23 protein-coding genes are annotated in these 21,235 nt (G+C 44.6%); 16 read left to right on the forward strand and 7 right to left on the reverse strand.

The features are described 5' to 3' along the window. Positions 1 to 13 precede the first annotated feature (13 nt). Both BHV83_RS02195 and BHV83_RS02200 read left to right on the forward strand, forming a co-directional pair. Complete coding sequence (locus BHV83_RS02195; RefSeq protein WP_146375912.1) at positions 14 to 907, forward strand: glycine betaine ABC transporter substrate-binding protein; 894 nt, start codon at positions 14 to 16, stop codon at positions 905 to 907. Beyond that, positions 894 to 1,673 (forward strand): SGNH/GDSL hydrolase family protein, encoded by a 780-nt coding sequence (locus BHV83_RS02200; RefSeq protein WP_121962498.1) that lies wholly within the window; start codon positions 894 to 896, stop codon positions 1,671 to 1,673. The genes BHV83_RS02195 and BHV83_RS02200 overlap by 14 nt, the downstream gene beginning before the upstream one ends. 82 nt (positions 1,674 to 1,755) lie before the next feature. Here BHV83_RS02200 and BHV83_RS02205 read toward each other — a convergent pair whose 3' ends face one another. Both BHV83_RS02205 and BHV83_RS02210 read right to left on the reverse strand, forming a co-directional pair. Beyond that, positions 1,756 to 2,238, reverse strand: coding sequence for a ferritin (locus tag BHV83_RS02205; RefSeq protein WP_005865648.1), 483 nt, complete (start codon positions 2,236 to 2,238; stop codon positions 1,756 to 1,758). Between the two features lie 87 nt (positions 2,239 to 2,325). Further along, positions 2,326 to 2,754 (reverse strand): Hsp20/alpha crystallin family protein, encoded by a 429-nt coding sequence (locus BHV83_RS02210; RefSeq protein WP_005855288.1) that lies wholly within the window; start codon positions 2,752 to 2,754, stop codon positions 2,326 to 2,328. 348 nt (positions 2,755 to 3,102) lie between these two features. Here BHV83_RS02210 and BHV83_RS02215 point away from each other — a divergent pair, with 348 nt between their 5' ends. From BHV83_RS02215 to BHV83_RS02240, 6 genes are all read left to right on the forward strand, one after another. Further along, complete coding sequence (locus tag BHV83_RS02215) at positions 3,103 to 4,566, forward strand: DUF4153 domain-containing protein (RefSeq protein WP_158532779.1); 1,464 nt, start codon at positions 3,103 to 3,105, stop codon at positions 4,564 to 4,566. 6 nt (positions 4,567 to 4,572) lie between these two features. Beyond that, entirely contained in the window at positions 4,573 to 5,199 is a 627-nt protein-coding gene (locus BHV83_RS02220; RefSeq protein ID WP_005855292.1) for an NUDIX hydrolase, read from the forward strand. 43 nt (positions 5,200 to 5,242) lie between these two features. After that, entirely contained in the window at positions 5,243 to 5,593 is a 351-nt protein-coding gene (locus BHV83_RS02225; protein ID WP_005855294.1) for an L-rhamnose mutarotase, read from the forward strand. A gap of 8 nt (positions 5,594 to 5,601) precedes the next feature. After that, complete coding sequence (locus BHV83_RS02230; protein WP_158532780.1) at positions 5,602 to 6,825, forward strand: sugar MFS transporter; 1,224 nt, start codon at positions 5,602 to 5,604, stop codon at positions 6,823 to 6,825. A 153-nt stretch (positions 6,826 to 6,978) separates the two neighbouring features. Next, a complete protein-coding gene (locus tag BHV83_RS02235; protein ID WP_146375915.1) occupies positions 6,979 to 7,527 on the forward strand; it encodes a hypothetical protein in 549 nt (182 codons plus the stop codon). A 1-nt stretch (position 7,528) separates the two neighbouring features. Further along, on the forward strand, positions 7,529 to 8,080 hold the full coding sequence (locus BHV83_RS02240) for an MshD (protein ID WP_122370082.1): 552 nt from the start codon (positions 7,529 to 7,531) through the stop codon (positions 8,078 to 8,080). A gap of 54 nt (positions 8,081 to 8,134) precedes the next feature. Here the strand turns inward: BHV83_RS02240 and BHV83_RS02245 are convergent, their stop codons facing one another. Beyond that, a complete protein-coding gene (locus BHV83_RS02245; RefSeq protein ID WP_011965889.1) occupies positions 8,135 to 8,968 on the reverse strand; it encodes an OmpA family protein in 834 nt (277 codons plus the stop codon). Positions 8,969 to 9,069: 101 nt separating this feature from the next. On the opposite strand from BHV83_RS02245, the gene nrfH reads away from it, so the two are divergent. From nrfH to BHV83_RS02285, 8 genes are all read left to right on the forward strand, one after another. Continuing rightward, positions 9,070 to 9,660: a cytochrome c nitrite reductase small subunit gene (gene nrfH / locus BHV83_RS02250; RefSeq protein WP_122144798.1), complete on the forward strand. Its 591-nt coding sequence runs from the start codon at positions 9,070 to 9,072 to the stop codon at positions 9,658 to 9,660. Positions 9,661 to 9,678: 18 nt separating this feature from the next. Beyond that, on the forward strand, positions 9,679 to 11,163 hold the full coding sequence (gene nrfA, locus BHV83_RS02255; protein WP_005865667.1) for an ammonia-forming cytochrome c nitrite reductase: 1,485 nt from the start codon (positions 9,679 to 9,681) through the stop codon (positions 11,161 to 11,163). 2 nt (positions 11,164 to 11,165) lie between these two features. Continuing rightward, positions 11,166 to 12,356, forward strand: coding sequence for a cytochrome c biogenesis ResB family protein (locus BHV83_RS02260; RefSeq protein ID WP_121962506.1), 1,191 nt, complete (start codon positions 11,166 to 11,168; stop codon positions 12,354 to 12,356). A 1-nt stretch (position 12,357) separates the two neighbouring features. Beyond that, positions 12,358 to 13,152: a cytochrome c biogenesis protein CcsA gene (ccsA, locus tag BHV83_RS02265; RefSeq protein WP_087345704.1), complete on the forward strand. Its 795-nt coding sequence runs from the start codon at positions 12,358 to 12,360 to the stop codon at positions 13,150 to 13,152. Between the two features lie 16 nt (positions 13,153 to 13,168). Continuing rightward, positions 13,169 to 14,461 (forward strand): alginate export family protein, encoded by a 1,293-nt coding sequence (locus BHV83_RS02270; RefSeq protein WP_008774422.1) that lies wholly within the window; start codon positions 13,169 to 13,171, stop codon positions 14,459 to 14,461. 59 nt (positions 14,462 to 14,520) lie between these two features. After that, positions 14,521 to 15,186 (forward strand): Crp/Fnr family transcriptional regulator, encoded by a 666-nt coding sequence (locus BHV83_RS02275; protein WP_005865675.1) that lies wholly within the window; start codon positions 14,521 to 14,523, stop codon positions 15,184 to 15,186. 58 nt (positions 15,187 to 15,244) lie between these two features. Beyond that, entirely contained in the window at positions 15,245 to 16,585 is a 1,341-nt protein-coding gene (locus tag BHV83_RS02280) for a sigma-54-dependent transcriptional regulator (protein ID WP_009018647.1), read from the forward strand. A gap of 128 nt (positions 16,586 to 16,713) precedes the next feature. After that, on the forward strand, positions 16,714 to 18,429 hold the full coding sequence (locus BHV83_RS02285) for a sensor histidine kinase (protein WP_011965896.1): 1,716 nt from the start codon (positions 16,714 to 16,716) through the stop codon (positions 18,427 to 18,429). A 20-nt stretch (positions 18,430 to 18,449) separates the two neighbouring features. On the opposite strand, the gene BHV83_RS02290 is transcribed toward BHV83_RS02285, so the two are convergent. The 4 genes from BHV83_RS02290 to BHV83_RS02305 all read right to left on the reverse strand — a co-directional run bounded on the left by BHV83_RS02290 (position 18,450) and on the right by BHV83_RS02305 (position 20,771). Beyond that, on the reverse strand, positions 18,450 to 19,286 hold the full coding sequence (locus BHV83_RS02290; protein WP_154397127.1) for a head GIN domain-containing protein: 837 nt from the start codon (positions 19,284 to 19,286) through the stop codon (positions 18,450 to 18,452). Between the two features lie 141 nt (positions 19,287 to 19,427). Beyond that, complete coding sequence (locus BHV83_RS02295; RefSeq protein WP_005855327.1) at positions 19,428 to 19,649, reverse strand: hypothetical protein; 222 nt, start codon at positions 19,647 to 19,649, stop codon at positions 19,428 to 19,430. 75 nt (positions 19,650 to 19,724) lie between these two features. Beyond that, on the reverse strand, positions 19,725 to 20,147 hold the full coding sequence (gene mscL / locus BHV83_RS02300; protein ID WP_005865683.1) for a large-conductance mechanosensitive channel protein MscL: 423 nt from the start codon (positions 20,145 to 20,147) through the stop codon (positions 19,725 to 19,727). An 81-nt stretch (positions 20,148 to 20,228) separates the two neighbouring features. Then, positions 20,229 to 20,771, reverse strand: coding sequence for a lipocalin family protein (locus tag BHV83_RS02305; RefSeq protein ID WP_195474404.1), 543 nt, complete (start codon positions 20,769 to 20,771; stop codon positions 20,229 to 20,231). Between the last annotated feature and the right edge of the window lie 464 nt (positions 20,772 to 21,235).

The raw sequence follows: 21,235 nt of genomic DNA on the forward strand, positions 1-21,235 counted from the left end.
AAGAAATAGATATATGAGACGATTTACGATTATTATTGGATGCTGTATGCTTTTGGTGACCTTGCAATTTATTTTCAGTTGTGTGGATAGCAAGGATCGAAAGAAAATATCGATAGCGTACGCTAATTGGGCGGAGGGCATCGCTATGACCAACTTAGCCAAAGTGATATTAGAGGATCAAGGATATCGGGTAACATTAAAAAATGCGGATATCGCCCCGATCTTTACTTCTGTCGCTTCGGGAAAAGCGGATGTGTTCATGGATGCATGGTTACCGGTGACCCATGCGGATTATATGGAACAATACGGTGACCGGCTTGAGACACTCGGAACGGTTTATGAGCATGCGAAATTGGGCTTGGTAGTTCCGGAGTACGTTACCATTCGTTCCATCGAGGATTTGAATGCCCATAAAGATCAGTTTAAAGGTGAGATTATAGGGATCGATGCCGGCGCCGGTTTGATGAACTCGGCGGATAAGGCGGTTCAAGATTATTCTTTGGATTTTGATTTGAAATCTTCCAGTGGGGCTACGATGGTCGCTTTCTTGAAAAAATCGATTGATGCGAACGAATGGATCGTGGTTACCGGATGGACCCCTCATTGGATGTTCTCACGTTATCCGTTAAAATTCTTGGAAGACTCGAAAGAGGAATTTGGAGACTCGGAGCATATCGAGGTTATCGCTACGAAAGGATTCTCTGAGAAAGATCCATATGCAGCCTCTTTTTTCAAGAACTTTAAGTTAACCGATGAACAACTGAGCGAATTGATGTATTATATGGAAGACGGGACACGTACGGAATCGCGATCAGCCCGTGCTTGGCTTGAAAAACATCCCGAGATAATCAAATTATTCTTACCTTCGCAGGAGAATCAATTGAATGGGAGCCATGAGACAAATTAAGGGAGTCATATGTATTTTAATAAGTATCGTTATGTGTTGGTCTGCTTCAGCCGCAAACAATAAACGTTATGTGAATATCGTATTTATCGGGAATAGTATCACGTTTGGCGCCGGGTTACCGAAGCCTGTCCATGATGCGCCTCCTGTAAAGGCTGCGTTGTTTTTAAGCAAGTGCCCGGAAGTGGCTTCGGTCAAGTATTCCAATAGAGGACAGAGCGGCTGCACTACCGTTGATTATTTGCCGGATACGAATACGCTTTTCCCGTGGGCCGTACGTGCTGCCGATAAATTTAAGGATGAGACTTGGGCGGATTTGGTGTTCTCTATTATGCTGGGGACGAACGATAGCGCGATAGAAGGCACGAACGGCTGCCCGGTAGCGCCCGAGCGGTATTATGAGAACATGAAGACAATTATCAATCGCTTATTAGCTTTATACCCGAATTGCCGTATTGTGGTACATCGTCCTTTATGGTATAGCCCGAATACGTATAATGGAGCTAAATATTTGGAAGAAGGCTTGCGAAGGCTCCAAGATTATTATCCGCAAATACAACGATTAGTCGATTATTATGCGTCTCATTTTCCCGGACAAGTCTTTCTGGGAGATACGAAAGGATTTGATTACTTTAAGGAAAAACATTTAACGGATTTCCAAGCGGAGAAGGGCAACGCCGGAGTGTTCTATCTTCATCCGAATGAGAAAGGAGCGGTCCGGTTAGGCGAATTGTGGAGTGAGGCGATTCGTCAGGCTTTAGGGCTTTGACCTCTATAAAAAAGCCATGCCATCCCAAGAAGACGACATGGCTTTTTAGGTCCATTTATAGGTATGACAAGCAAGTATTCGTTTATCTTTTTCCTAATCGATGATCCATTAATACGGCATGATGTTCTCCGTATAATTTAAGTTTCTCGACAATATTTTTCGCTGTAGCCTCTTCCTCTACCTGCTCTCGGACGAAGCCCCATAGGAAATCTTGTGTCGCCTTGTCTTTCTCTTCGGAAGCGATATCGACAATCTTGTCGATTGATCCGGATACATGCACCTCATGCTCGTAGATATGCTGGAAAATCTCCAACGGCTCTCCCCATGCTGTAGGAACGGAATTAACTACTCCGATCGTCACTTGTCCGCCACGCTTGATTGAGTAATCGATCATTTTATAGGCATGTTCAAGTTCCTCTTGCGATTGTTTTAACGTCCAATGCGCAAAACCATCCAGCCCTATCTGAGTGAAATGTACCGACATGGATAAATATAGGTTGGATGACCACATCTCCATGTTGATTTGCTCGTTTAGAGCATCTGATAATTTTCTGCTTAAAATCATAATGGCTTATTCTATTTTATGTTGTTTATAAATAGAACAAGCCATTATCGGTTTTGTTGAGTTTTTACGAAGGAAAGTGTATCGAGGTTATTTGATCTCGATTACTTTCTCGGCCATTTTAGCCTCTTCCTCAGTTCTTTTCGGTATGCTGATACTCAAGACGCCGTTCTCAACCTTCGCCTCAATCTTGTCTTTCTCTACATTGTCAGGCAAAACCATGGTTTGTTGGAACTTGCTATAAGAGAATTCGCGTCTCAGATAGCGTCCGTCTTTCTTATCCTCATTCTTTTCTTCTTTTTTCTCCATAGATACGACCAAGTTGTTGTTCTCATCGATCTTGATGTTGAAATCATTCTTCGTCATACCGGGAGCGGCTACCTCAACTCGATAATCCTTATCGGATTCTATCACGTTGATGGCTGGAGCTGTAGAGTTTGCTTTTATCATCCAGTCGTTGTCAAATAAATCATTGAATACATACGGTAACCAATTTTGACTTCTTCTCATCGGTGTCATAATACAGTCCTCCAATTATTAGTTAAACATTCTATTTACTATTCTTATTTCTGAACTCGTCCTTTTTAATCTCGAATTCGCTATAGATACTTCAAATGGCATGCCAATCTGATAATGTGTGTGTTAATGCGGATAAAAGAGATTGAATAAGGTTTAACCCACGCATGGGGAACTTATGATTCGGGGGATGCGGGTGCAGGGAATAATATCTTTTAGAAACTGGAATAAAATACAATGAAACGGAAATCTGTAATATTGGCATAATATACGTTATTTTGGCACGATAGAATGACGGGTTGGATAATAACTTTTATCTTTAGACGTTTTTAATAGTAAATCGGTTCGTATATGAGAAAAAAGATAGAGCTGTTTGGACTGCGAATGAAAGCTGCGGTACAGAGCCATCCGGTAGAGGTGTCGCTTTCGGTTTTGGTCTGTGCGATGGGATGTTATGATTATGAAAGCGAGGGTAGTTTTTTCGACATGGTACTACAGTATATGCCAGTTGTTTTCTTGTTTGTTTATACCTTGAACAGGTGTTGCGCGAGGATGAGGAGACGTTTGTTGTATTATTTCTCGGCGTTGTTATGGATTCCTTTTTTAATGATGCCGGTAGAGCGATCTTTCTCTTCTACGCATCTGGTTTCGTTGATCATTGTGATACTCGTTTATTTGGGAAGTGGATGGATGAAAGATAACAAGCGCTTTGTGGAAAATACGCTTTTCTTTGTCCGGTCGCTTTTATATGCGGGCGGGCTTTCGGTGGTTATTTATCTGTTATCCGGATCGATCTATAAGTCAATCCAATATATTTTCGAGATCTGGCAAGATGAGGCAGAAAGAATAATCGCTTATACGGCCTTTGTCGTTTTTAGCATCATTTTCCCACTATTGTTCTTGATGTTTAATGAACGAAGGGAGCGATCTTGGCTTCCTTTCAAGAGCAAGCTATTTGATGTTTTGCTAAACTATGTGCTTTCTCCGGCATTGCTTATTTATGCGGTGATCTTGTATCTGTATTTTATTAAGATCGCTGTCCTGTGGTCATTGCCTAAGGGAGCGGTTGCTTCTATAGTGGTAAGTTTTACTGCCGCTGCGTTTATATTAAAAGGATGTCAGGTATTTCTTACCCGGAGGTATTACGATTGGTTTTATGATCATGCCAGCCTTGCCGTGTTTCCGGCGTTGGTGATGTTTTGGATAGGCACGCTTTATCGGATTCGTGAGTATGGGTTTACCGAACCAAGGGTTTATTTAGTTGTCGTGGGGTTGATATTGACCGGGGCTGCCGTTTTATTTTCCGTCAAACGTTGGGCATCTTATTTATACGTAGCCTGTTGGGCGATCCTTTTGCTGGCGAGCGTAACTTATATCCCGGGGATGACGGCCAAAAATATTGAACATATCTCCCAAATGTCTCGAAAAGATGATCCGATAAAGAAGTCTTGGGAGGTGGAGTATATTCATATTTCCTCGGATAAGCCGGTTGATATCCGGGGATATAATACAATGGCGAGCTTACGGAGTTATAAAATGAGCGATGCTGCTCGGTTAGTGGCGGAGAATGATACGATTGCGGTTTTCGATGAAGAGGATGTCTTGGTCTATCAAAAATCCTATGATGGTTTTTTGGACGGGCAATTGCGGAAAGTCGGGCTTTCGCAGCTGGCTCCTATCCCAGAGTCCGTCTATCCCGATCTTCTCCGGATCGATCTGGATTCATCCGCCATTATTTTGGAGGCGATAGACTTGCGGAGAGATTCCGCCAATCATATTAACTATATCATAGGATCATGTTATCTAAAACAGTAAAATTGTATGTCTAGAAGTAAGGAATTGATTTTATTGGCCCAACGTATCCGGGCCTTGTCTCAGACGGGGTTGGTTTATTCATTAAGCGAGTACGATACGGAACGTTATGAAGAGTTGAGCCGCCTAAGTGATGAAATAACGGCTCTGGCTACCGGATTGAAGCCCGATGATGTGGCGAGTGGTTACCGCCCGGCCCAAGAGTATGTAACCCCGAAAGTCGATATCCGTGCGGTTGTCTTTAACGAGAAAGACGAGATTTTGCTGGTCCGTGAGAAAATGGACGGATGTTGGTCGTTGCCCGGCGGATGGAGCGATGTGGGGTATTCCCCGAAAGAGGTAGCGGCGAAAGAGGTGAAAGAGGAGACGGGCTTGGATGTGCTTCCGGTCCGCTTGCTGGCCGTGATGGATATGAGCAAGCATCCGCATCCCGCTATACCTTATTATGTATATAAGTTTTTTATCCTTTGCGAGTTGAAGGGCGGGTCGTTTACCGAGACCTTCGATATCTTGGGGAAAGGCTTCTTTCGATTGGAGGAGTTGCCCCCGTTGTCCTTGGAGCGTGTGCTGCCGGAGCAGATCCAACGGATGTATGCCTATTATAAGCATCCGGGCGAAGATGTTTATCTGGATTAAGGATACTTTTGTACCTTCGCGACTTCATTTTAAAAACAATGTTATGAAAAGATATTGTCAGACCTTGGATCTGAAAGAGGATGAGCAGTTGATAAAAGAGTATTGCTATTGGCATTCGCCGGAACATATCTGGCCGGAGATACCGGAAGGAATCCGTGCGGTAGGGATCTTGAATATGGAGATTTACCGTTTGGGAACCCGGTTGTTCATGATCGTGGAGACGCCGGATGATTTTGATTGGGATGCGGCGTTCGCCCGTTTGGCGACGATGGATAAGCAAGCGGAATGGGAGGACTTCGTGGCGAGGTATCAGAAAGCCGCTCCGGGAAGCTCCTCGTCGGAGAAATGGCAGTTAATGGAATGTATGTTTAAATTGCCGGGTGCGAGTAAATAGACGGAAGGATGGAAAAACAAAAGAAACAGTCGCTGGTGGCCGCCCCGGGAGGGAAATCTTATTTGGTCCCGTTTGTCTTGATCACGAGTTTGTTCTTGCTTTGGGGATTCGCCCACGGACTCTTGGATGTGCTGAACAAGCATTTTCAAGGAGTCTTCACGATGACCAAGGCAGAGAGCGGTTTGGTGCAATTCTCTACGTATATCGCTTATTTCTTGATGGCGTTGCCGGCGGGAGCGTTCATGAAACGTTACGGATATAGGAAAGGGATTATCATGGGTTTGCTATTGTTCGCTATCGGTGCTTTCGGGTTTATCCCGGCGGCTTTTTTGCATTCGGCTACGCCTTTCCTGATCGCCTTGTTTGTGATCGCTTGCGGGCTTTGTATCTTGGAGACGGCGGCGAATCCTTATTCTACGATATTGGGGCCGTCCGCTTCCGCTGCGCAACGGCTGAACTTATCCCAGTCTTTTAATGGATTAGGTTGGATATTGGGGCCATTGGTAGGTGGTTTGTTGATATTCGGGGCATCGGAGGGAGATTCGATGGCGTTGACTAAACCTTATATCTTGGTAGGTGGTATCGTCTTGTTCGTAGCGTTGCTTTTCTTTTTCACGAAGTTGCCGGAGATTAAGCCGGAAGAAGAGGAGGAGGTGACCGCTATTGTCGAGGAGAAACCCGCTGCCTCCATATGGAAACGTAGGCAGTTTGTACGTTCCGTGGTCGCCCAATTCTGTTATTGCGCCGCGCAGACGGGAATCTTCGGGTTCTTTATTAATTACGTGACGGAGATGGACCCGGGTATCAGTAATTTGCGAGCGTCTCGTATTTTGGCATTCGGTGGAATGGCCTTGTTTATGATCGGGCGTTTGAGCGGTAGTTTTACGATGAAGTGGTTGGCTCCGGGCCGCTTGCTGACTTGGTATTCTTTGTTGAGTGCCGTTTGTATGGCTTTGGTGGTGGCTTCCGTAGGTACGCTTTCGCTATACGCTCTTTATTTATCCTTTTTCTTCATGTCCATCATGTTCCCTACGATTTTCGCCTTGGGGCTGGAAGGTATGGGCGTTTATACCAAGAAAGCCTCTTCTTATATCGTGATGGGAGTCGCCGGCGGCGCTTTCAGTCCGATGCTGATGGGATATATCGGCGAGGAGAATATGGCGCTGGGTTTCATCGTCCCGTTGATCGCTTTCTTGTATATCTTGTATTTCGCTATCAAATGTAATCGATAAATTTGGAATGCTGTTTTTTACTTATGGAATCCGGATAATAAACCAGTATGGCTTGTGTATGAAGGCTTGGGTTTCATGGGATAAATGTTACGCTCAAGTAATATCTGCTTATCTATATCGTTTTCATTTTAAATAAAATAAAAGAGAGTGGATATGAATAAAGGTTTGTTTTTGTGTGGGCTATTTATAGCTCTATTTCTGGCTGGTTGTGGGGATGATGAGGTTAAAATCGCTAATCAGATGACTTTATATTCAAGGCCGGATACGATTCATCTGGGGGGTGACTTAGGGATGGATTCCATATTGGTGAAGGGCTTCACGGCTTGTGAGGCGTATGATGCGAAATGGGGAACATTGCCCGGGGATGTTGCGCGAGAGTTTGATATGAATGCCTCTTATCTCTATTTCTCGTATGAGGCAAGGGTGGTTTTATTGGAAGATAGCATTTATGACATAGGTATAGGACACTTTTGGGATGAGAAAGCTGGATTCTCGGAGGATTTGAGTTCGTATGGCTTCGTTATCAGTACGTTTGGCGTGCAAAAGGATAAGAAGCAAGTGCTGGCGTGTACCTATTTAATATATGTAGAGAAGAACTCAGATGGAGAGAAGATCGATCGCTGGCTTCCTGTACGACCGGAGGAGTTGCGGTGGCGTTATCTCCGAATAGAAGACTTTGATCAATTAAAAAATGTAGAATGATATGAGACATTTAATAGTTGTATGTCTAGCTTTTATGATGGGCCTTAATGTGGCTTGCTCACGGGTGGAAGATCTCGGTAAGGATGATTTGCATTCTGAACCGACGATAGAGATCGTAAGTGGTGATACCTTGGATATTGTAGGGTTCACTCTTGCGCATGAGCTGGCTACTAGTGAAGGGCGTTTGCCTTATAACGTAGGGGATGAGTTTGGTTATACGGGTTCTTACACCTATAAGTCCTATGTGGTAAGGACGGAATATACGTATCAGGATGATGGAAATAGTATTTGGGTTTGGGAGGATACATTGAGTTCAATAATAGGTTTTTATCCTTATCTTAGATCTGAGGTATATGATCTTGCGGATGTTCAGTTCCATATCCGGTCGTGCGCTCAAGGGGGATCGGTCTCTGTCGGGGAAAGGACAGATATGTATGATACGGCTCTCCTCCATATCATTCGTTCCGCGAATGGAGAGGATATGGATGTATGGATTCCTTGTAAACCATCGGAATTGAGGTATCGGTGTGTTGTCTATCATTTGGAAGAGTGAACGTTTTAGCCAAGCTCCGGCAGTAGATAATACCCGGAGCTTGACAATACATTATCACTGCAACATCTGCATCAACTTATCCAACTTAGGAGCCATGATGATCTCCGTACGGCGGTTCTTGCTACGTCCATCGGCGGTCTCGTTATCAGCGACCGGCATAAACTCCCCACGACCACAAGGTTGTATCTGTAGCGGATTCACCCCGTAATCCTTGGTAAGGATACGTACTACGGAGGTCGCACGGATCACGCTTAGATCCCAATTATCCTTGAATTGGGCGGTATTGATCGGCTTGCTGTCCGTATGGCCCTCTATATAAACGTCTATATCGTTTTGCTTATTCAACACCTCGGCCAACTTAGCCAACGCTTCCTTGCCTCGTTTATCGACCTTTGCGCTACCCGATTGGAACAGAAGCTTATCCGACATGGCTACATATACTTTACCATTCTTCTCGGTTACGGTCAGCTCATCACTGTTGAAACCCAGCAAAGCGTCTTTCACGCTACTCAACAAATTCTGTACCTTTGCGTTCTGTGCGTTCATCATATCCTGTAGCTCGTTGATGGTACGCTCACGCTCGTCCAGCTCACTCATCTTTTGCTGTAACAAGGCATTCAGCTTGTCCTGCTCACCCATATTGGTATTCAACATGGTCTGGTAATTACGGATATCACGCCCCATTGTGGTCGTATCCCTTATCAAGGCGGCGATCCGGTTGTTGAGCGCGTCGTTATCGTCCTTGCATTTAATCAATTCCTCCTTCAAGGCGTCGCCACGTCCGATCGCCTCCAACCGGCCGTTCTCGGCAAGGAGGTATTTCTTTTTACTCACGCACGAAGAACATAAAAGGAGTGCGGAGACCGAGATAAATAACAATCTTTTCATTTTACGCATAAAATTTCGTGCAATGTAATATTTATTACAATTTCCTACACGCAAGTTTAGGATATTTGTGTCTCATAAACCAATATTAAAGAATCAGCGGTATGAAAATAAGAGAAATAATACAAACGCTGTTCCCGACAAGAACTTGGAAACTAGCCGCTATCATAGCCGGAGGTGTCCTTTGCGGGCTGGGGTCTTATACCTTATATGCTTCCCGGGCGTGGACTTATTTGTCCGACGACCCGGCTACTTGCGTGAATTGCCACATTATGGGCCCTTATTATGCTACATGGAATCATAGCTCGCACAGCCGTAACGCCACTTGCAACGACTGCCATGTGCCGCACGAGAACGCCGTGAAGAAGTGGTTCTTCAAAGGTATGGACGGAATGCGCCACGCCTCGGTATTCATGATGCGAGGGGAACCGCAAGTGATACAGGCGATCGACGAGAGCGCGGAGGTAATCATGAATAACTGTATCCGTTGCCATATGCAATTGAATACGGAATTCGTGAATACCGGAAGGATCGATCATGAGATGGCAATGGCGGGAGAAGGGAAAGCTTGCTGGGATTGCCATCGCGAGGTGCCGCACGGAGGTACGAACAGCCTGTCTTCTACACCGAATGCGTTGGTGCCTTATCCGAAGTCCGTATCGCCAGACTGGTTAAAAGATATGCTAAGTAAATAATAATAAATCAGTATAGTTATGGAAAAGAAATTAAAATCATGGCAAGGTTGGTTGCTGTTTGGAGGAACCATGGTCGTTGTTTTTGTTTTGGGTATGATCGCTGCTTCCGTGAACGAGAGACATGCGGAGGTCACTAGCGTAATGAATAATAAGAAGACGGAGATCACAGGAATCGAGGCTCGCAATGATAAGTTCGAATCGAATTATCCACGTGAGTACCAGACTTGGGAGGCTACGGCGGATACGAGTTTCAAGAGTTTATACAATGGAAATCAGGCGGTCGATGTTCTGGAGGCTCGTCCGGAAATGGTGATCCTTTGGGCTGGTTACGCTTTCTCTAAGGATTATTCTACCCCGAGAGGGCATATGCATGCGATCGAGGATATGCGTAACACGTTGCGTGTAGGCGCTCCGATGACAGAGAACGAGGGGCCGCAACCGGCTACTTGCTGGACTTGCAAAAGCCCGGATGTTCCCCGTATGATGCAAGCGATGGGCGTGGATAATTTCTATAAGGGCAAATGGGCTTCTCTGGGTAAAGAGATCGTGAATCCGATCGGTTGCGCCGATTGCCATGAGCCGGAGAATATGAACCTGCATATCAGTCGCCCGGCTTTGATCGAGGCTTTCCAGCGTCAAGGCAAGGACATCACGAAAGCGACTCAACAAGAGATGCGTTCCTTGGTTTGCGCGCAATGCCACGTGGAATATTATTTCAAGGGCGATGGTAAATACTTGACTTTCCCTTGGGATAAAGGTTCTACGGTTGAGGATATGGAGGCTTATTACGATGAGGCCGGTTTCGCCGATTATACGCATAAGCTAAGCCGTGCTCCGATTTTAAAGGCACAGCATCCGGATTATGAGATCTCCCAGATGGGTATCCATGCGCAGCGGGGTGTATCTTGCGCCGATTGCCATATGCCGTATAAGAGCGAGGGGGGCGTGAAATATAGTGACCACCATATCCAAAGCCCGTTGGCTATGATCGACCGTACGTGTCAGGTTTGCCACCGTGAGAGCGAGGAGACTTTACGCAATAATGTGTACGAGCGTCAGAATAAGGCGAACGAGATGCGTAACCGTTTGGAGACCGAGTTGGCGAAAGCGCATGTAGAGGCGAAGTTCGCATGGGATAAGGGAGCTACCGAGGATCAGATGAAAGATGTATTGAAATTGATCCGTCAGGCACAATGGCGTTGGGATTTCGGCGTGGCTTCTCATGGTGGTGCGTTCCACGCTCCGCAAGAGATTCAAAGGATATTAGGCAATGGATTGGATAAGGCGATGCAGGCTCGTCTGGCTACCGCGAAAGTGTTAGCGAAATTAGGTTATACGGATGATGTTCCGATGCCGGACTTCTCTACGAAAGAAAAGGCTCAGCAATATATCGGTTTGGATATGGCCGCTGAACGTACCGCCAAGGAAAAATTCCTAAATACAATCGTTCCTCAATGGGTGAAAGAGGCGCAAGAAAATAATCGTTTAGCGAAGAACATTTGATTATGTGGAAACAACCTTGGGGATATGCTGAAGGCTGGGTCATCTGTGCCGGTTTACTGATTACGGGATTTGGCTTGCAACTGATCACCGGCCCGGTTCAGGCAGGGTTGTTCCAATATCCGGTGAATGTGGCCGGAGGATTGATTTTTCTGTTGGTTCTATGTATAGGGTTTGTTGTTGGCCGGAAAATCACGGTTGTCCAGTGGTTTTCCGGGTTAACGGCGAGCATTACCTCTTTATCGGCTCTTTTGTCAGTTGTGTTGGTTATGGGATTTGTGGGTCCGGGTATCGAGCGGATTACGATGTCGTGGCCTTTTATCCTGCTGTTTCTCTATTTCTTGTTTGTCTTGGGCTTTGTCACATTGAAGCGTATCGTATCGTTTCGCTGGAGGGATGTTCCGTTTATGCTGAACCATGTCGGTTTATTTATCACGCTGCTGGCGGCGATCTTGGGAAACGGGGATTTACGCCGTTTACGGATGACGGTTCCGCTGGAGAATCCTGAGTGGAGGGCTTCGGACGAGAAGAACGAGATGATAGAACTACCGCTTGCCATCGAGCTTCGTTCGTTTACGATTGATGAATATCCTCCTAAGTTAATGCTAATCGACAATACGACCGGAAAAGTGCTTCCTGAAAAGCAACCCGAGAACATATTGGTGGAGGAAATTCCCTTAGCCGGAAACCTGCAAGGCTGGAAGGTTGAGGTTACCCGTTCACTACCGATGGCGGCTTGCGTGATGGGGCAGGATACGATAAACTTCGTGGAATTTCACTCCGAGGGGGCGACCACCGCTTTATACGTAAAAGCACGTAACGAACTTACCGGACGGCAGAAGGAAGGCTGGGTGAGTTGTGGCAGCTATATCTTTCCATACATATCGCTCCAACTGGATGATGCGGTCAGTATGGTGATGCCGGAACGGGAACCGAGACGCTTTGCCTCGGACGTAATGGTCTATACGAAAGATAAACAGACCAAGGAGGCGTGTATCGAGGTGAATAAGCCACTCTCTATTGCCGGATGGAAAATCTACCAATTGAGTTACGACGAGACGAAAGGTAAATGGAGCCGGATGAGTGTATTTGAGTTGGTGAGAGATCCATGGTTGCCGATCGTTTATACAGGGATCTTAATGATGATAGCCGGGGCGATCGGATTATTCCTATCCGCTCCTGTAAAAAAAGAATAGTATGGATTGGAGTTACTTTATTTATTTCGCCGCTCCGACGTTATTTTGCTGGATAGGTGGGGCATGGTTGGCTTATCGTCCTTCTTTTTCCAAGGGGGCTGTCGCTTGGACCGTGTTTGGCTTGGCTATATTCTCCGCTTTTATCATAGGGATGTGGATCTCGTTGGAGAGGCCGCCCTTGCGCACGATGGGCGAGACTCGTCTATGGTATTCTTTTTTCTTGCCGGTGGCGGGCGTGATCACTTATGTCCGTTGGCGGTATAAATGGATACTTTCCTTTAGTACATTGTTGGCCTTTGTCTTTATCTGTGTCAATCTGTTTAAGCCGGAGATACATAACAAGACCTTGATGCCCGCTTTGCAAAGCCCGTGGTTCGCTCCGCACGTGATAGTCTATATGTTCTCTTACGCCATGCTGGGCGCCGCTGCCCTTATCGCCATTTACCTGCTGATCCGTGCGAGGAGGAAGGGGATTGACGAGGGGATGATGAGTTTATGCGATAACTTGGTATATGTCGGTATGGCCTTTCTCACGATTGGGATGCTGTTCGGCGCTTTATGGGCCAAGGAGGCGTGGGGGCATTATTGGAATTGGGACCCGAAGGAGACATGGGCGGCTGCCACTTGGTTGGGGTACTTGATTTATATCCATTATCGCCTTCACCACCGCTTGCGTTATTCAGCGGCGTTGGGGCTTTTGGTTTTCTCTTTTCTTTTGCTACAGGTGTGTTGGGTTGGCGTGAATTATCTACCCTCCGCGCAAGGATATAGTGTACATACTTATAATATGGAATAATTAAAATCAGAGGTATATGAAAAAACTAGTTGTTTTAGTAGCGGGCTTGCTCTCCGTGGCCCTTTTCGCGCAAGCGGAAGAAACACAAAATACGAAAGAGAACACGTTCTCGATGAAAGTACAGATACGTCCGAGAGCCGAGTACCGGAACGGGGTCTTATTCCCCCGGCCTAAAGATGCCGAGTCCACCGGGTTTATCAATAACCGTGCCCGCCTTTCTTTGGGGTATGAGCGGGATCGTTTGTCTATCGGCTTGTCCGCGCAACATGTTGGAGTATGGGGACAGGATCCTCAGATCGATAAGAATGGCCGTTTTATCTTGAATGAGGCGTGGGCGAAGCTGGATTTCGGATCGGGTTTCTTCGCTAAGTTAGGTCGCCAGTCATTGGTATACGATGACGAGCGTATCATGGGTGCGTTGGATTGGAACGTGGCCGGTCGTTATCATGATGCTTTGAAGCTAGGCTACGAGAACACGAATAACCAACTGCATTTAATTCTCGCATTCAACCAGAATGATGAGAAAACGATCGGAGGAACGTATTACGCTCCGGGTGCGCAACCCTATAAAACGATGCAAACCCTTTGGTATAAGCATCTCTTCGACAAGAGTTTTAACGCATCCTTCTTGTTTATGAACTTAGGGATGGAAGGCGGTGATGCCGAGAAACAAAACTCGGATACAAAATACCTGCAAACCTTAGGAACGAACCTGATCTATACGCCTAGTAACTGGACGATAGGTGGTACTATCTATTATCAATTCGGCAAGACGAAAAGCGGACGGGATGTTTCCGCTTTCTTATGGGCGGTAAACGCCGCTTATCAAATCGATCCGCAATGGAAGATCGGTGTAGGTAGTGATTATCTGAGTGGCTCGGATGGGGCCGACGGGAAATATAAGGCGTTTGATCCTCTGTATGGAACCCATCATAAGTTTTATGGTGCCATGGATTATTTCTACGCCTCCTCTTTTGTCAACGGATTGAATCCGGGTTTATGGGATAATCAGATAAATGTAGCTTATAAACCTTCTTCCAAGGTAAACCTGTCTTTAGCCTATCATTATTTCTCCATCACGGGCGACGTATACGAAGGTAATGATAAATTGAGTAAAGGTTTAGGTTCGGAATTGGATTTCCAAGTGGATTGGGTAATCATGAAAGACGTGAAATTATCCGCGGGATATTCTACGATGTTGGGTACGAATACCATGAAGGCCGTGAAGGGTGGAAATCCGTCTCATTGGCAAGATTGGGGTTGGTTATCAATAAATATTAATCCAACTATATTCACGACGAAATGGTAACAGTTCTCAAGGAAAAGGGTATATTTGCAGGAGTAAACCTTTTTTCAAAACAAGATACGATGGATATAACCGATATGTTTAAGATCCCGCTTTTTAAGAATTTTACGCTTAAGATGCGGGAAGAGTTTTTGGATAAACTTGAATATACAGTAGAGGAGCATCCAAAAGGAAAAACCATAATTCATCAAGGGACGACTTGTAACGCCCTTCATGTTTTATTGGAGGGAAAATTGAACGTGGATGTTTTGGACGTATCGGGTAACATCGTGCGCGTGGAGACGATACAGGCTCCACGCACGTTCGCTACGCCTCATATCTTTTCCGAGAAAAACCAGTTCCCCGCTACTTTTACCGTCGATGAGGATGTGGTATTGCTTAAGGGTTCCAAGGAGTCTGTATTTACCTTAATGCATTCTATGCCGTTATTCCTGCATAATTTCCTTTGTGTCAGTACAAGCTGTAATAAATGTACGATGACTCGTTTGAAGGTGCTTTCGTTTCGTGGCATCCGGAACCGCTTTATTTATTACTTATTCGAACATCAGCAAAAGGATTCGAATGTCGTGGAACTAGAACATACCCAAGAGCAGTTAGCAGAGTATTTTGGTGTTACCCGCCCGGCTTTATCGAAGGAAATCGGGAGATTGGTGGATGAGGGATTTATCAGCATTACAAGGAGAAAGGTGACGATTTTAAATAAGACGGCGTTAACATGTATGCTTTAATGCTTTTGGGAAAAAGGTAAAAAGCGTACATTTGTGCCCAAATAAATAACTCCGGTGTATGGGCAAAGTTTTAATTATCGACGACGAGAAGCAGATTTTAGGTTTACTTTCACGCATTATCGGTTTGGAGGGATACGAGGTCTTACAGGCTGCTACTTGTAAGGCGGGGCTGAGGCAGATGGAGCAACATTCGCCAGAGGTGGTATTGTGCGATGTGTTCTTGCCGGATGGTAATGGTGTGGATTTGGTGTCGGACTTAAAGAAACTTCGCCCTCTATCCGAGATCATCCTACTTACCGCGCATGGTAATATTCCGGATGGCGTACAGGCAATCAAGAATGGAGCCTTCGATTATATTACGAAAGGGGATGATAATAATAAGATCATTCCTCTGGTAGCCAAAGCGATGGAGAAAGCTTCTGCCGCTTATCAGCAGCAAAAGAAGGAAGCTACGTCCGTCGGGAGGCAATATTCGTTTGATACGATTGTCGGTAAATCACCCGCTATCCAAGCGGCGATAGCGTTGGCTCAGAAAGTCTCGGCTACGGAGGTTCCGGTTCTGTTGACTGGTGAGACCGGTACGGGAAAAGAGGTCTTTGCTCAATCCATCCATCAACATAGTTCCCGGAAAGGGAAGTCTTTTGTCGCTATCAATTGTTCCTCTTTTAGTCGGGATTTATTGGAAAGCGAGATGTTCGGTCATAAAGCGGGGGCTTTTACCGGTGCTTTGAAAGAGACAAAAGGCTTGTTTGAGGAAGCTTCCGGAGGTACGATCTTCTTGGATGAGATCGGGGAAATGGCTTTCGACTTGCAAGCGAAATTGCTCCGTATCCTTGAGACCGGGGAGTTTATCAAGATCGGCGATACGAAACCAACGAAAGTGGATGTACGAATTATTGCCGCTACCAACCGTGATTTAGAGAAAGAGATCGAGCAAGGGCATTTCCGGGAAGATCTATTTTATCGGCTTTCCGTTTTCCAGATCCATCTTCCCGCGCTTCGTGAACGGGTCGAGGATATCCCTCTCCATATAAAAGCCTTTGTTTCCGCTTTTTCCTCCAAGATGGGAAAGAATATCCGAACAATTTCGCCCGAATATATAGATGCCCTGAAAAAACGAGCTTGGAAAGGTAACGTACGTGAGTTGCGTAATGCAATTGAGCGTAGTCTGATTATTGCCGATGGAGATACCTTAACCTTGGATGCCCTCCCTTTGAATATGCAAACCTCCTCTGCGGCGAGTACGGAATCTTATAGCGGTTTTGACCTGAGTGGCGTAGAGAAAATGCATATCCAAAAAGTGCTCAAATACACAAAAGGCAATAAAACCGAAACTTCCCGCCTTCTAGGTATAGGCCTCACTACTCTTTATCGGAAGATTGAGGAGTATGGGCTTTAATCTCATATTCTGCATTATTATGTATACCCGAAAGCATCTTGAAGATATGTAAGGAGAAACGGACATTGCTAAATAGTTTATCTTTGCTGAACGTAAACTTAATAATAATCGCTTAAAATACATCACCTATGAGTCTGAAGATTAAAACAAAACTAAGATACGGAATCGGGCTGCTGTTTGCCATGATCGTTTTGCTGGGAGGTCTATCGGTAAAGAACATCTCCGATATGTCTGCCGACACAAGGAACATATTGGCCGATAATTATAATTCTTTACTCTATTCACGCCGGATGCTGGATGCACTGGAACGAATCGATAGCGATCCTTCGGCTCAAGCCGATTTCGAGAAAAACCTAGGGCTACAGAAAAAGAATATCACGGAGGTCGATGAGAACGTGGCCACCTCACATCTAGTCGCTCAATACGAGCAATTGGCGAAAGAGCGTAATGAGGAGAATATCCGTCGTGTACGTCTCGCCTTAAATCAAGTCATGAGTTTGAATATGGCTTCTATCTACAGGAAAAGCCAAGTGGCGGAGTCTACGTCTCAAAAGGCTTTATTTTGGATTTGGGGGATTGGCCTCTCTTGTATGGTGGTCGCTTTCGCTTTTTTAATACGTTTCCCCCGTTCGATAAATACCCCTATCCGTATGTTGATGGACGGTATCATGGAGATCGCTAACCATAATTACGAGAAACGATTGGATCTCGCTAAATATGATGAATTCGAGGGGGTTGCGAAATCCTTTAACCGGATGGCGGAACGGCTTACGGAATACCGGAAAAGTACGTTGGCGGATATTATCCAAGGAAAGAAATATATAGAGGCTATCGTGAATAGTATCACGGAGCCAATCATAGGCTTGGATCGGGATCGTAAGATTCTTTTCGCCAATAACGAGGCTTTGACGATCTTGAATCTCAAGCGGGAAAACGTGATCGGAAAGTCTGCCTCGGAATTATCCTTACGGAACGATTTGCTTCGCAGGTTAGTTCGGGAACTGATCCAGCCGAGCGAGAAAAAAGAGCCGCTTAAAATTTACGCGGATAATAAGGAAAGTTATTTTCAAGTGCAATATATACCGATCCGTGTGTCGGAGAATGGCGAGGCGGAGGTGTATGTGGGCGACGTGATCTTATTGAAGAACATCACGGAGTTTAAGGAGTTGGATTCTGCTAAGACCACTTTTATCTCGACGATCTCCCATGAATTGAAAACTCCGATATCGGCGATCATGATGAGCCTGAAATTGTTGGAGGATGCCCGTGTGGGAGCCATGAACGACGAGCAAAAAGCACTGGCGGAAAGTATCAAGGAAAGTAGTAATCGATTACTGGAAATAACCAGTGAGCTATTGAAAATGACGCAGGTGGAGGCCGGCAAGCTACAATTGAATCCGAAAATAACCAAACCGATCGAATTGATCGAGTATGCGATAAAGGCGAACCAAGTGCAAGCTGATCGCTTCAATTGCCATATAGAGGTGGAATACCCGGAGAAGATTTCCAAGCTTTTCGTGGATAGCGAGAAAATCGCGTGGGTCTTGACGAATCTATTATCGAACGCAATTCATTATACCCCGGAGAATGGCCGTATCATAATCGGTGCCCGCCAGCAAGATCATAGCGTGGAGATCTATGTGCAAGATTTCGGTAAGGGTATTGATCCCCGATATCATCAAAGTATATTCGATCGCTATTTCCGTGTGCCGGGAACGAAGGTACAAGGGAGTGGTCTAGGGCTGGCTATCAGTAAAGACTTCGTGGAAGCTCATGGAGGAACACTTTCTGTTGATAGCGCGGTTGGAAAAGGAAGTACTTTTGTTATAAAATTCAATGTATAAGAGGGTAAAAAAAGAGGGTGTTAATTACCCTCTTTTATAATATCGCTTCCTCCGGAAGTGGATGTATCCGATCTTGCCGAACCTTTGTAATGTACATCACTACCTCCGCTTGCCGAAGCCTTGATATAATCGGTTACGTGCGTATAAATATCGGAGCCACCACTGGCGGAACATTCCAACTGGTTTAAGATAAGATCATAAGCCTTGATATCCGAGCCACCTGAGGCGGAATATTCGCCGTTCTCCGCTTTTCCCGTAAGCTTGAGATCGCTACCTCCGCTGGCACGGCCTCGTATTATTCGGGTAGTAAGATCGTTGATGATGATATCGCTACCGCTGGTCGCCTCAATTATGCAATTGGATACGTTGATTGGCTGCTCCATTTTCACGTCGCTACCCCTTGTCGCTATAATTTCCAGATCATCTCCGGATAAAGCGCTTCTCAGGACAAAATCCATACAACCGGACATCTGGATTTTTTCCAGCTTCTTGGAAGTGCCCTCTATTTTAAATCGGGTAGGGCTTAATTGTGTACCATTCTCTGTGGAGATTGAAAGTTCTTCATTTTTTACTTGAACGTTTATATAAGGATATAAATTCTCGTCGATCGTGATTCGTAAGGACGCTGATTCTCCTTGCGTATACCCGAAAACGTACGACGGATTTCCTCCACGACTGAATAGGCTGAACCAACTGTCGCTATAACCCATGGCGGTTGAGCCGACTTTTATCGCTGAATAGTCTCTGACGGAGATTTCTTTCGTGATAATATCCCCATTCCCTTTTACTTTCTTCGCCTCGATAGGCATCACGCAAAAAGCGATCAACGCAAATAAGGCCATCATTCTTGTTCTCATATGAAGTGTAATTAATTTATACTCTTTTCTTATAAGACGAATGGATTTGAAAAAACGTTACATCTAAAATGAAAAAAAGAAGCTATCATTGACTTTTTTTGTGATAGCTTCTTTTTCTTACCCTAATAACAGGGAGGTCGATTAATTACTTTTAGGTTTTTCAACCATATGTTCTACTCTGTCTTTGACGTATTCGACTTGATTTTTACCCGTGTCTACCACGTCCTTTACTTTTTTCTTTGCCTTATCTGTAAGACCGTGGAGTTCGTTCTCCAGACATTCGAACTGTCCTTGATCTTCCATCCTGCGAAGTACGTAACCAACAACTACACCTACGGCTAAACCGAATAATACATTTTTCATAACTACTACTTTTTATGAGTTAAAACATTATTTTTTATAGTTATGAAACAGCAAGTCAACCAATAAGGTTGGTGTTTATTTGTTATTTTTCAGTAAATCCCTAATCTCGGTAAGTAATTGGATATCCGCAGGGGGAGCGGCCGGAGCTTTCGGGGCCTCTTCCTTCTTCTTGCTTAAAGCATTAACACCTTTGACAAGTAAAAAGACGGCGAAAGCTATGATTATGAAATCCAGTGTCACTTGTATGAAATTTCCGTAGTTAATGGAGACCGCCGGAGAGATCACCTTGTCTCCCTCCATTACGGCGTGCTTCAAGGTGATTTTTAAATCCGTGAAATTGACGCCACCTACAAGTAAACCTACCGCCGGCATGATCAGATCCGCTACGATAGAAGATACGATCTTTCCAAAGGCACCACCGATAATGATACCTACCGCCATGTCCACTACGTTACCTCGCATGGCGAACTGCTTAAACTCTTGTAATATTTTTTTCATAAAACAACGCTTTTTATATTATAACAACAAAATTAGCCATAAGTTGAATATTTTCAATGCTTATAGCGAAATTTGAAGAAATTATTTTTGATTTTCATGTTTTTGTTTGACCCATTTGAGCATTGATGTGTTATATCCTCTTTCTTTGGCCTTAGTCAATAAAAAGAGAATAGCCTCTTCTGGGAGTGTAGGCGTACGACTAAGTAGCCATAAATAGTCTGAGGTATTACTGCCTACGAGAGCGTATGAGTAATTATCCTCGTCAATTTCCATAATGTTGTACTCGGCGTAGAACCGCATAAAGAAACACACTTTTAATTTACTAGGACACGTAGGATCCGTTACTTTGGCTATACCTCTCGCTCGTTTGAAGGAACCGGAAAAATTACCCCAATATCCGCTGTTAACAACTTCTATATCTCCATTCGGGAGAAATGAGTATTCCACGGTAGCTCCTACGAGATTATGCTCAAAGCGATGATCAAAGCGTGCTATTTCAAACCATTTCCCCATATAGCGGTGTAAATCCAAAGTCTGAACGGTTTCTTTGTTTATAATACGTTGAGTGCAAGATAAATTACACTGCATTATAAGACAGATGAGGCCTATTAGTTTAAATCGCATAGGTTTTTATTTTTATCCCATAATAAACATAGAGAGCCTCTAAAAAGTTTGAAAACGTTCATATTTTTTAGTTTTTATTTTTTCGACAACCTATGCTTTAACTTTTAATTTGAAATTTCGACCCTGTCTGAAGTGAGAAATTCGTAGCTGTGGCATTTCCGGACGATAGATTTTGATCCACGTTTTTATGTGTTTTTTTGTATTGAAAATTTCATAGTTATGATTTGGAAAAGTCATAACTATGAAATAAAAAGTCACAACTATGAAATAAATGACTCTTTACAGTGAAAAAAATATATGAGGATGTTTTAATTGTAAATGCTTGTTTGAGAGTTAGTAATCGTCAAGATGTCTAACTTTGCGTCTTTGTTTTCAGTTGGAATTTAAAATAGAGAGATATGGATGAGAAAGATTTGGTGGAAGGGATGCGAGAGTATATAAGTCTGTTACAAAAGGAAGGACGG

The organism is Parabacteroides sp. merdae-related_45_40, from assembly GCF_001915675.1.

Bases quoted from the DNA above. Each gene is read 5' to 3' on its own strand.
- BHV83_RS02195 (WP_146375912.1), top strand. From the start codon at position 14: ATGAGACGATTTACGATTATTATTGGATGCTGTATGCTTTTGGTGACC.
- BHV83_RS02200 (WP_121962498.1), top strand. From the start codon at position 894: ATGAGACAAATTAAGGGAGTCATATGTATTTTAATAAGTATCGTTATG.
- BHV83_RS02205 (WP_005865648.1), bottom strand. From the start codon at position 2,238: ATGATTTTAAGCAGAAAATTATCAGATGCTCTAAACGAGCAAATCAAC.
- BHV83_RS02210 (WP_005855288.1), bottom strand. From the start codon at position 2,754: ATGACACCGATGAGAAGAAGTCAAAATTGGTTACCGTATGTATTCAAT.
- BHV83_RS02215 (WP_158532779.1), top strand. From the start codon at position 3,103: ATGAGAAAAAAGATAGAGCTGTTTGGACTGCGAATGAAAGCTGCGGTA.
- BHV83_RS02220 (WP_005855292.1), top strand. From the start codon at position 4,573: ATGTCTAGAAGTAAGGAATTGATTTTATTGGCCCAACGTATCCGGGCC.
- BHV83_RS02225 (WP_005855294.1), top strand. From the start codon at position 5,243: ATGAAAAGATATTGTCAGACCTTGGATCTGAAAGAGGATGAGCAGTTG.
- BHV83_RS02230 (WP_158532780.1), top strand. From the start codon at position 5,602: ATGGAAAAACAAAAGAAACAGTCGCTGGTGGCCGCCCCGGGAGGGAAA.
- BHV83_RS02235 (WP_146375915.1), top strand. From the start codon at position 6,979: ATGAATAAAGGTTTGTTTTTGTGTGGGCTATTTATAGCTCTATTTCTG.
- BHV83_RS02240 (WP_122370082.1), top strand. From the start codon at position 7,529: ATGAGACATTTAATAGTTGTATGTCTAGCTTTTATGATGGGCCTTAAT.
- BHV83_RS02245 (WP_011965889.1), bottom strand. From the start codon at position 8,968: ATGAAAAGATTGTTATTTATCTCGGTCTCCGCACTCCTTTTATGTTCT.
- nrfH (WP_122144798.1), top strand. From the start codon at position 9,070: ATGAAAATAAGAGAAATAATACAAACGCTGTTCCCGACAAGAACTTGG.
- nrfA (WP_005865667.1), top strand. From the start codon at position 9,679: ATGGAAAAGAAATTAAAATCATGGCAAGGTTGGTTGCTGTTTGGAGGA.
- BHV83_RS02260 (WP_121962506.1), top strand. From the start codon at position 11,166: ATGTGGAAACAACCTTGGGGATATGCTGAAGGCTGGGTCATCTGTGCC.
- ccsA (WP_087345704.1), top strand. From the start codon at position 12,358: ATGGATTGGAGTTACTTTATTTATTTCGCCGCTCCGACGTTATTTTGC.
- BHV83_RS02270 (WP_008774422.1), top strand. From the start codon at position 13,169: ATGAAAAAACTAGTTGTTTTAGTAGCGGGCTTGCTCTCCGTGGCCCTT.
- BHV83_RS02275 (WP_005865675.1), top strand. From the start codon at position 14,521: ATGGATATAACCGATATGTTTAAGATCCCGCTTTTTAAGAATTTTACG.
- BHV83_RS02280 (WP_009018647.1), top strand. From the start codon at position 15,245: ATGGGCAAAGTTTTAATTATCGACGACGAGAAGCAGATTTTAGGTTTA.
- BHV83_RS02285 (WP_011965896.1), top strand. From the start codon at position 16,714: ATGAGTCTGAAGATTAAAACAAAACTAAGATACGGAATCGGGCTGCTG.
- BHV83_RS02290 (WP_154397127.1), bottom strand. From the start codon at position 19,286: ATGAGAACAAGAATGATGGCCTTATTTGCGTTGATCGCTTTTTGCGTG.
- BHV83_RS02295 (WP_005855327.1), bottom strand. From the start codon at position 19,649: ATGAAAAATGTATTATTCGGTTTAGCCGTAGGTGTAGTTGTTGGTTAC.
- mscL (WP_005865683.1), bottom strand. From the start codon at position 20,147: ATGAAAAAAATATTACAAGAGTTTAAGCAGTTCGCCATGCGAGGTAAC.
- BHV83_RS02305 (WP_195474404.1), bottom strand. From the start codon at position 20,771: ATGCGATTTAAACTAATAGGCCTCATCTGTCTTATAATGCAGTGTAAT.